Origin of the sequence: Moritella viscosa (genome assembly GCF_900120065.1) — a bacterium.
In the GTDB taxonomy this organism is placed as follows: Bacteria; Pseudomonadota; Gammaproteobacteria; order Enterobacterales; family Moritellaceae; genus Moritella; species Moritella viscosa.
Map to the genome: position 1 here is coordinate 1 of NZ_FPLG01000153.1, position 2,181 is coordinate 2,181.

A 2,181-nucleotide genomic window follows, 5' to 3' on the forward strand; every position below is an offset into this window, starting at 1 on the left:
AACAAATTAACTATTAATTATAATTAGGTAGTTAGGAATAACGACTTTAAATAAAATGAATAACATAAATACACGAACAAGAAATAAAATCCTATAACTCCATTTGTGATGCTATTAGGATACAAATCGGAGGGATTAAAATCCCGATACAGTATATCGGGATTTAATAAGTAACATATATATCAAAAATTTGTAGTTCTAATCAACTGTATCTTTATCACCTTCAGGTATATTAAAGGTTAAATTACCTGTGATAGCAAAATGATCAGAAAGATCAAACATTGGAAATACATCGGGGTGAATGCTACGAGGGACGAGTACTTTAGATGACGATGTCATAGGTACCAAATGTGAAGTCGAATATAAGACATAATCTAAATTTTCTTTTTCACCGTTTGTCCAGTTATTAACAGTGCCATCATAGGTATATTCATAACCACCGTCTCTAGGCGGTTCTTCCGCACTTAGAGTTCTTAACATATGATCATATTCATGCGGGTATTTAGTCTTATCGACATTAAGGTCTCCCGCAATAATGACTGGATCTGCACCACTAATAGATTGATTATCAATAAAATCACGCATTTGATTAAACTGCTTAGTGCGTGTCATTTGATTTTTTTCTTTTGTCCATGCTTGTGTATGGCTACCAAAAATATGGTAAGAATTACCACCCTTATTAATTTGGACATACATAACCCCTTTTGCAGATAGACAATCAGTACCATCACAATTATCAAAAGTCATTTGAACTTCTTTTTTAATTGGCCAACGACTCAATATTACTACACCACCATCTTCTAAAGATCCTGATTTATCAACTACGCTAGTCTGATAAGGATACTCAGACTTTAATCCATTTAAAAATATATTTCGGTTATAATTATCAAACAGCTCCGAAAATACAACCACATCATAGCCCTTTATTTTATCTTTAATCAGGCGTAAACGCTCTTTTACCTTTACGGAAGTAACTCCTGGTAAAAGTTCTGGTAATAAAGCCCATACATTATAAGCCAGTACATTAAGATTATTGTTTAAACCGCGTGATGTACTGGCCTGTTTAGGATGAATAACATAATAATAATCATCACCATTGACGCGAGCAAACTCAGACTTAAAAGCGATGGTGGTATCTTCACCAGCAAATTCTTGATTAACAGTGTGAATGTTCCGATCTTGAAACCAGTTAGACTCCTTAGTACCGTGCCAAATATTACTAAAAGTCAAAGTACCAGTTAATTTTTGTTTAAGAACAACGTTACTACCATCTTCAGCAGTAACTGTCGTATCAAAATAATAATCTTTTCCCGATTTAATCCCCTTATCACGATTCATTTCTAAATAACGCACAGTTGCCAGCGGAGCTACTGACACGGCATGTTGAAACCAAGACTCCCCTTTAACCAGAGGTGAGCCACTTTGATTAACTGTGATTTCCAATGGTTGAAGAGTATTATTAGTTAAATAGATATAACTTTGCGCCCAAGCATTTGAGCAAGAAAATGTCACGCTAACTATTACAAATAATATTAAATTCTTTATCATTTCAGTTACCTTTTTAATTAAATGGTAAATATACCTTTAATAAATATCGTAAAAAAATTGATTTAGTCAGTTTACTAAATGGTATTTAAACACTTGGTAATGTCGATTTAAAATACAACTATGTTTTAGTAAATATCGACACTTATACAAGATGTCACTAAGGGTATCTATTCTGCATAATCACGCACCGCAATGCAAATGATTTACATTATCATCTAATGAGTTACTCTATCAATTCTATCTTTGTCGAGAAAACATCTAGATACAAATAGCAAAAATACTAGGGGATCAAACTATAAAAGCAGGTGCTAAACAATTAAGGCTATCGCTATCAGCTATATGTTTGGATTAAGCACACTTGTGACTGCATGTGTTCAGTGCGCCTAATAACGTATGTGTATTTAGATAAATTTAATAGCTTGTACAGTTAAAGTAACGATAGTTTTAGGGGGGATGTAGATGTTTTTCTTGTCATTTTTATTCATATTATATTACTATGAAAATTATTATTTTCTTAATCGGTTTGTTGGTATGCGTAATATTTCAATTATATCATTTTTATTATTAACATCATTGGGTTGTACTGCCGCTAGTTATGATTATGAAGACCCAAACTTGGTAATTACTGATTCT

General features: G+C 32.6%; 1 protein-coding gene. It reads right to left on the reverse strand.

Annotated elements, in window-relative coordinates:
* Nucleotides 1-198: 198 nt before the first annotated feature.
* A complete protein-coding gene (locus BT797_RS22205) occupies nucleotides 199-1,548 on the reverse strand; it encodes a sphingomyelin phosphodiesterase (RefSeq protein ID WP_075473579.1) in 1,350 nt (449 codons plus the stop codon).
* Nucleotides 1,549-2,181: the final 633 nt, after the last annotated feature.

Coding starts and splice junctions, on each gene's coding strand:
- BT797_RS22205 (WP_075473579.1), bottom strand. CDS start 1,548: ATGATAAAGAATTTAATATTATTTGTAATAGTTAGCGTGACATTTTCT.